Here is a 7,953-nt window from a genome sequence, read left to right as displayed (position 1 = left end):
GATAGGCTCGAATGCGTTTGACGTACTGGACTGGCTCATGGCCGCGTGCATAGCCATAACGTAAGGTCTTGTAATGCCGCTTGTCCGTGAGAAGCGGTAAGACCGTTCGGAGATCAGGCCACTGATTGGGGTCTTTTCCTTGCCGGACAGCAAGCGTCTGCGCATCCTTCACATGGCCCATGCCCACATTGTACGCAGCTAGTGCGATGAAGGTCCGGTTGGGTCGCTGGATGTCCTTGGGGAGCCGTCCGCGAAGTTTGGCAAGGTATTTCGCTCCCCCACGGATGCTTTGAACGGGATCCAGACGATTGGTCACGCCCAGCGACGCGGCGGTGGTCTTAGTCAGCATCATGAGGCCACGCACACCTGTCGGGCTTCTTGCTTTCCGGTTCCAGTGCGACTCTTGGTAGCCCTGAGCCGCCAGCAGGGTCCAGGAAAGCCCATACTGTTCCGCGGCCTGTTGGAAATGCACGCGGTATAACGGAAGCCGGCTTCTCACGTGTCGCTTGAGCACCTTGATGTCATAGGAAGGAAGATCAACCTTGACCGGGAGTGTCGGCGGTGGAGCGAGCCGGTTCGCGGTTTTCTCGGCCAAAATGGCCGAAAGCTGTTTCACCCCCAGCAGAACCAGGATGGCAAGAATAGCGCTCACCAACTTGACGAGTGGGACGACCCTGAGCTTCATGACTACCCCATCGGTGCAGTTCTCGCGATTCAGTTAGCAGAATCGCCGACCGAGTACAAGGAGAAACCAGCCCTTGGCCTGAATGCCTCCGGGGAGCCGTTTCAGGACTCGACGGCCATGCGGGGGATCCCGCGCTTACCCATACGCCGCGTCGAATCGAGTCACAAAGATCTCCATGCGCAGGCGGCGCCTGTCTTCGTTGGAACCTGCAGACTCGAAAAACGGTGTAACGGCTTCTTTGAGGTTGGCCAGACCCTCTTCGACTGTCATTCCCTGGCTCGCCAGATCAAGTTCTGGACAAGAAGGACACATACATGTCCCCCTCTTTTTCCACAATGACCGTGTAGCTATGGGTCGCCAACGTTGTCCTCCGTTTCACCGATCTGGATCAGGGGCTTACCCTGCCAGGCCGACTTGTTCCCACTGACGGCGCGAGGATACCTCACGTGCGGCTGGTCTCCTAGCCATCTTTGGACCTCGGGAGCACTGTAGGTGGGCGCAGAGTCCGTCCTCTAGTCCCCTAGGAATTGGCAGCACCTTTCCTCTCGATGCGGCCTCGTCCTCTATCAGGGTTTTTGAAACGCGAATTGCCAAAGGAAAGGCCTGGCTCCGTAACCCCTGTGACTGGAATCCCGCAGAATGTCGTATTGCAAGACCTGACCCTCAAGTCTCAAGTTAAAGTCTCAAGTTAATGACCCTCAAGTTAACCATCAAGTCCTCAAGTCTGCCTGGAAATGGCTGGGGCAGGGGATATGGATCGGATTTTCCGGCAAATCCTGACCTGGCCGAGGTATCCCTCCCCGGCGGGGAATGTGGAACCTTGCTATAATATTTGCTATAATACCTGGAGAAACACAGCGCCGTTGACAAGTGCCGGTATCGTTTTCTCGCCGCACCCCCCCTTCAACCTGTGTTAGTGCTGAGCTGGTCTTCAGGAACCTTACATGACAATGGAAACGAAACGCAGATTGCCGACAGTATTGCACGTGGCTACGATCAACAAACCGATCGTAGCGGGGCTCGGCTACGGTCCCATAGAAGCCATCATCCGCAGTATCGATAGAGGAGTCCATTCTTTGGGCCATCGCTCGATCGTCGCTTGCTCCGCTGATTCAAGAGTCGCAGGGGAGCAATACGCAACAGTCCATCGAAGCCTCGGCGACTATTGGCGGGGAGACACTGCCGACCGACGGAATCTCATCGAGACACATCTTTCAAGGGCCCTGGAAAGGGCGCAAAGGGGCGACATCGCCGTCATCCAAATGCACGAATGGCTGGATTACATCTTCAACGGCGCATTCCACCCGCACGCGCCGATCGTGATGACCCTTCACGTTCAGGCCAAAGACAGCGTGATCAAAGAATTCTACCGGGGTGGGCGCAGCGGCGTCCCGATCCCCCGCGTGCATTTTGTCGCGATAAGCGAGTTCCAAAAGCGGCAGTATCATGGGCTGGCGAACATATACAAGACCATCCACCATGGGATCGAAGTGCAAGAGTATCCATCCAAGGAGGAGCCGGACAAGGGAGGCTATTTGTTCAGTATCGGCAGGATAACTCAGGCCAAGGGACAGGACAAGGCCATAGAACTGGCCAAAACGACCGGTTCTAAGCTCATTATCGCCGGTTGTGTCCAGAACAGACCCGCGGACAAGGAGTTCTTCGAGGGGCTGAAGAGTTCGATCGATCTGTTTGTCGACGTCGGAAAGCAAGCCGTTGATGAGAATTACTACTGCAAGGTGATAAAGCCTCTATTGGACTGCGACAAGCGGATCATCTACATCGGAGAGCTCGACAGTGAGCAGAAAAAGCTATGGTACCGGCATGCGCGGGCCACCCTATTCCCCATACAATGGGGGGAGCCGTTCGGCCTCGTCTTGATCGAATCCATGGCGTGCGGCACGCCTGTCTTAGCGTTTAATGAGGGGGCTGTTCCGGAAATCCTGGTGGACGGGAAGACCGGCTTCGTGGTGGATTCTCTGGGCGCCATGATCGAGGCGCTTGACCTAGTCGACGGCATCGACCCTCGTGAATGCCGGAGGCATGTGCGGGAGCATTTTTCTGTCACGAGAATGGCCCATGAGTATTCGGAGTTGTATCAGCAGATAGCGGTCGACTTCGAATGCAAAGCAGCCGCGGCCGGGCCTCGGGCCCCTCTTTGGAGACCTGCCATCCCCGGCGTCCTGACCGCATGAGAGACCCATGCCGAAAGACATCCCGGTAAGCAACGGCAACCTGCTTTTCAATTTCGACCTGGACTACAGGATTCGGGATGTCTATTTCCCCTTGATAGGCCAGGAGAACCATTCGAAGGGGCATCCCTTTCGATTCGGGGTCTGGGCGGATGGGAACTTCTCCTGGATGGGGGGCCCGGGTTGGAAAAAGGACCTGCGGTATCGTGACAACAGCCTCGTGACCGAGGTCTTTCTGAAAAACGAGGATTTGGGCTTGGAGCTTCGCTGCCGTGACGCGGTCGACTTTGACTTGAACGTATATATCAAAGAAATCGAGGCGAGAGACCTGCGGGGGAGGGAGCGGCAGGTAAGGCTCTTTTTTACCCAGGACTTCCACCTGTACGGCAATGAGATTGGAGACACGGTCTACTTTGATCCGCGAACCCGGTCCATCATCCATTACAAAGCCAATCGATACTTTCTCGTCAATTGCCATGAGAATGGAAAGCCGGGCGTGGAGTGCTTCGCTTGCGGATTCAAGGAGGTCTCGGGGAAGCAGGGGACCTGGAAAGACGCCGAGGACGGCGAGCTGAGCGGCAATCCCGTCGCGTGGGGCTCCGCCGATTCCACGATAGGAATACGGCTGAATGTGCCCCCCGGCGGAAAAGCGACGGCCTTTTATTGGCTGGCCGCAGGCACGCGGTACCACGAGGTGGCCCGACTCAACCAGGATGTGTCGGAAAAAACGCCGGCGGAGCTTCTCAACCGGACGTCGGCTTACTGGACGACGTGGGTCCAGAAGGAGACTAGGTCCTTCGGAGACCTTCCCGAACCGGTTACCAATATTTTCAACCGGAGCCTCCTTATTCTGAGAACGCAGATCGACAACCGTGGTCCGATCATCGCTGCGAATGACTCGGATATCGTGGGGTTCGCGGGGGACACCTACTCCTACATGTGGGGGCGCGACGGGGCCTTCGTCGCCGCAACGCTGGCAAAGGCCGGCTACGCGGAGGTGTGCAGGAGATTTTTCGGGTTTTGCTCGGAAGTCCTGTCGGAGGATGGATACCTTTTCCAACACTACAATCCGGATGGATCGCTGGCCAGCACATGGCATTCCTGGGTGCAGGATGGAAAAGAGGTGCTTCCGATCCAGGAGGACTCGACCGCTTTAGTCCTCTGGGCGCTTTGGATACACTATCAGAATTCCAAAGACATAGAGTTCGTCAAGCCCCTCTACAAGACGCTCATTCAAAAGTCCGCGGATTTTCTGGTCGCTCACCGTGATCCTGGGACCCTATTGCCCATCCCTTCCTACGATCTCTGGGAAGAGCGTTACGGAACGCACTCCTTTACCGTCGCGGCGGTCATTGCCGGGCTCAAAGCCGCTGCGAATTTCGCAAGACTCTTTCAAGACGCCTCCCTCGCCGAGAAATACGACACAGCGATCCAAGAGATGTGTGAGGGGCTTGCCAAGCACCTTTACCACACCGGCCTGAAGAGGTACGCACGCTCGGGTTACAGGAAGGGTAGCGGCTATGAACTCGACGAAGTGATCGACGTGAGCCTACTGGGGCTTGTGACCCTTGGGGTGTTGCCGCCCAAAGACCCGCGGATGGTCGAAACGATAGAGGCCATACGTCGGCAGTTGTGGCTCAAAACTCGCATTGGGGGCTGTGCCCGATTTCAGGATGATCGCTACCAACGGCCGAAGGATTGTCCAAAGGATGTCGCCGGCAATCCCTGGTTCATCTCAACGCTTTGGCTGGGAGAGTGCTTCATCGCCCGTGCTGAAAGTCTGGGGGAACTCCACGAGGCTGTTCCCTACTTGGAGTGGTGCGCGAAAAATGCACTGCCCTCCGGCGTGCTCGCGGAGCAGGTGCATCCTGTGAGTGGTCGTCCTCTTTCCGTTTCCCCGCTGACATGGAGCCATTCCGCTTTCGTATGGACAGTTTTGCAATATGCGGAGAAGTTCAATTTCCTCAAAAATAATGGCGCTTGTGGTGCGCCATGACTTCTACCGTGGCGAACCACGACCTGGATGCGAATGAAGATGAAAAAGGCTGACAAAACAAACAGGATGACCCATCGCGGCGCGAAGCCCAAATGGCCAGTTGGGGGTCCCAGTTGGGGTCACAGTTGGGGTCAGGTCTTGCAATCATACATGCCCCAACCTGGACCGAGGGACGATTCGTGACGCGTGCCCATTGGGGGTCCGCAGTGGCAGCGTTGATTCGCTTGGCGGTCCGATACGCATCAACAATTCCCCCAAATCCTCAGTAGCAGAAGAAAGAACCAGCCGAGCAGGGCAAAGGCTAGGCAGTCCGTGGGGAGGTGTCAGGGGTAACGGGCAGCAGGCCCACTGCGCACCCTACCTCATTGCGTGACGACCGGAGAGAAAGTTGCGAATCCGCTCGATGCGCTTTTGATTGGCCCCGAAATCGTAATACCCGACCCGGGAGGCGGATCGCACATGGATGACGTTCTCAGGCTCAGCAAATAGGAACTCAACGTCATCGACAAATCGAAACAGGGCCGATGTGAACTCTGCATGGATATAGGTCGGCTCCTCGACGACGATTCTCACCCGCTTCATCGACCGGAGAATGGAACGCAGCAGCTCCCTTGCCTCATGCAGGCCCTCTGTGTATTGCAGGGGCGCCACGTAATGCTTGGCGTCGCCGGCCAGTGAGGAGATGCAGTTTGGGGAGTCAGGACAGGATGAGAGGGTGCGGTTGCTCGGCATGAGGTCGAGGCGCGAACGACTGAGAATCGGCTAGGTCTCTTGCACGGGTACGCTGGCTTGGATTTGCGCGGCCGCGAAGTCCGTGTCACTCAGCATCCCAAACAGTTTTCTGTCTGCCTCCACGACCGGTGCAGGGAAGGCTAGGCCGCCTAGGGGAGCATGTCAAGGATGGTAAATGCCTGATAAGCAGTGTGACAGAAGCGTGAGGGGCAAGCCTTGAAACTTGCAGGAAGGGGTCGGGAGCCTTTCCTTGCGCCCTGAGCCGTATGCTGGCTCGGGTATCTGGGAGCTGGCTCAGACTCGCCGATCCTGGGCGCGACATGAGGCGTGAAAATTCGTAAAACGATAACTTCTTCAAACACTTGCGTAAGGTGGAAGCAGATCACCTATATGGAGTATAATACCGGCTCGTAGCCAGATGCCTCTCAGGAGGAGCACCGCATGTTTGGCAGTGATCTGCACGAAATCCTGGCAGAAGAACTGGCGATGCAGCGCCGACAACGGGCATTGAAATCCCTCGTCGCGTTGCGCAACAGACGCCTTCGGGAATCTCTTGACCAGCGCATCAGGCGCGCACGAATGGAAGGACTTTGGACAGGTCTCACCCGCGCGCAGTGCACCATCCTGCACAACCAAGAGAAGGCTCGTGTCCGGATGCGATTACTAGAATTGGAGCAGGAGTGCGTCCGTGGCCGTGGGAGATTAACCGGAATCAAGAGGGCGAAAGCCAGGGCTCGAAGACGCAGGGCCTCTCAACTCGAGATCTCGCGAAGACGGAAATAATTCTCCTCCCCTCATTCCAACCCTCGTAGAGCTTCTCGCGCCCCCATAGCTGAAGGGCGGCCTGCGCCGAATCCCCCCACGAAATCAACCCGTCGAGTCCTGGGATCTTGAACCACGGGTTGAGCCAGGTGCCGACCAGGATGAGAGCCTGAACCTCCCCTTATAGACTCGAAAGGAGAGCAGGGTAGGAACTGAAAAAACCACTCAAGAGAGGAAGGTCATGAAACTATTCACGATCGCCCTGGTTGTCATGCTGCTGCTGATCGTCACCCTAGGGTTTTTGGTCGTGCGGGCCTACAACCGGTTGGTCTCCTACCGCAAACGCTTCAAGAATGCGTTTGCCCAGATCAACGTGCAGCTCACACATCGGTATGACCTCATCCCGAACCTGGTGGAGACCGCCAAGGCGTACATGAAACACGAGCGTGAGACCCTGGAGGCCGTGATCACAGCCCGCAACCAGGCTGTCACCGCGGTCAAGCAGGCGTCGAACAGTCCGGACGATCCTGGCGCCATTCAACGAGGTCTCACCGAAGTGCCCCTCCTCCACCTCCATCGCCATCATCCCTTCGCATTTCGTGTATGTGGGCTTGGCCAAAAACTCGCATGGACAGCCGGGATCGCAGTTACAGTTTTTCAGGTACTTCCCCTTTAGCCTCCAATTCACTGACGCCATCGTGCACCTCCTCTAATACTTGGTTTTTGACCCCCAGAGCCATACCCAGGACCCGTTAAAAAATCAGCCAGTCAAGTTTCGCATCCGCAGATCCCGTGATCACGGAGGCCGCGCTTGACACGTCACCACGGACGGCCTAGTTTTTCTCATGCTCCGCTGTTATCCCTGACGAAAAAGCTACGTTGGCGGCAACCGGGCGCGGTATAGTAAAGAAGCCGCCTAGGCGATCGAGTCTAGATGCCCGAGGCGAGAATCACGGCTGCGACCGAGGGCCCATCCCGCACAGCGAGGTACTGCGATGACCGATCTCTTTAAGGGCTTGGAGCGGATCGAGGAGGCGCGAGAGCGCATCACGGGCTCAAGCTTCATGGCAGGAGTTTTTGTGGGAAAGCCAGAGTTTGATCTTCTCCTGCCTCCTGCAGAGACCGCCGAGGCGAAAGAGATCGGAGAGGCGTATTGCCACAAAATAGAAACGTTTCTCAAAGCCCACGTCGATCCTGATGCCATCGAGCGAACGGCCAAAATCCCCGCGCACGTGCTCAAAGGCCTGTTCGAGCTCGGTGCATTTGGCATGAAAATCCCACCTGAGTACGGGGGCCTCGGATTCTCCTACACAAACTACGGTCGCGTGCTCACGCTGATTGCTAGTTGGAGCAATATCCTTGCGCTCACGGTCGCGGTTCCCCAATCCATCGGCATCGCCATACCGATTCTCCTCTTCGGAAACGAGGAACAAAAAAGGAGGTACCTCCCGCGCGTTGCGCGAGAAGACCTCTCCGCGTTTGCGCTTACAGAACCGGTCACGGGGTCCGATGCGGCCAACGTTCAAACCGAGGCGGTACTCAACGCAGCCGGCACGCACTTTGTCGTCAACGGTGAAAAGCTCTGG

Annotated in this window: 6 protein-coding genes and 3 pseudogenes; 5 read left to right on the top strand and 4 right to left on the bottom strand. The window is 56.8% G+C overall.

From position 1 onward, the window contains the following. Positions 1-685 (bottom strand): transglycosylase SLT domain-containing protein (locus O6929_10620; GenBank protein ID MCZ6480838.1); only part of this gene is annotated, 685 nt, incomplete at its 3' end. 135 nt (positions 686-820) lie between these two features. Further along, positions 821-1,001 (bottom strand): annotated as a pseudogene (locus O6929_10615) (type II toxin-antitoxin system HicB family antitoxin). A 670-nt stretch (positions 1,002-1,671) separates the two neighbouring features. On the opposite strand from O6929_10615, the gene O6929_10610 reads away from it, so the two are divergent. Both O6929_10610 and O6929_10605 read left to right on the top strand, forming a co-directional pair. Next, a complete protein-coding gene (locus O6929_10610; protein ID MCZ6480837.1) occupies positions 1,672-2,880 on the top strand; it encodes a glycosyltransferase in 1,209 nt (402 codons plus the stop codon). A 7-nt stretch (positions 2,881-2,887) separates the two neighbouring features. Then, positions 2,888-4,873 carry a glycoside hydrolase family 15 protein gene (locus tag O6929_10605; GenBank protein MCZ6480836.1) on the top strand — a complete coding sequence of 662 codons (1,986 nt, stop codon included), beginning with the start codon at positions 2,888-2,890 and terminating at the stop codon, positions 4,871-4,873. A 357-nt stretch (positions 4,874-5,230) separates the two neighbouring features. Here the strand turns inward: O6929_10605 and O6929_10600 are convergent, their stop codons facing one another. Then, positions 5,231-5,605 carry a DUF1499 domain-containing protein gene (locus O6929_10600; protein ID MCZ6480835.1) on the bottom strand — a complete coding sequence of 125 codons (375 nt, stop codon included), beginning with the start codon at positions 5,603-5,605 and terminating at the stop codon, positions 5,231-5,233. Between the two features lie 441 nt (positions 5,606-6,046). Between O6929_10600 and O6929_10595 the strand changes: the two genes are divergently transcribed. Together O6929_10595 and O6929_10590 are read left to right on the top strand one after the other, a co-directional pair. After that, positions 6,047-6,388, top strand: a complete 342-nt coding sequence (locus O6929_10595) for a hypothetical protein (protein ID MCZ6480834.1) — start codon at positions 6,047-6,049, stop codon at positions 6,386-6,388. A gap of 235 nt (positions 6,389-6,623) precedes the next feature. Continuing rightward, positions 6,624-6,905 (top strand): annotated as a pseudogene (locus O6929_10590) (LemA family protein). A gap of 36 nt (positions 6,906-6,941) precedes the next feature. Here O6929_10590 and O6929_10585 read toward each other — a convergent pair. Further along, positions 6,942-7,064: pseudogene (locus tag O6929_10585) on the bottom strand (DUF1326 domain-containing protein). A 298-nt stretch (positions 7,065-7,362) separates the two neighbouring features. Here O6929_10585 and O6929_10580 point away from each other — a divergent pair. Then, positions 7,363-7,953, top strand: a 591-nt coding sequence (locus tag O6929_10580) for an acyl-CoA dehydrogenase family protein (GenBank protein MCZ6480833.1), incomplete at its 3' end; no start/stop codon positions are given.

The sequence above is a fragment of the Candidatus Methylomirabilota bacterium genome (assembly GCA_027293415.1).
In the GTDB taxonomy this organism is placed as follows: domain Bacteria; phylum Methylomirabilota; class Methylomirabilia; order Methylomirabilales; family CSP1-5; genus CSP1-5.
The sequence above is the reverse complement of the archived record's forward strand: the minus strand, read 5'-3'. Positions and strand labels throughout refer to the sequence as shown.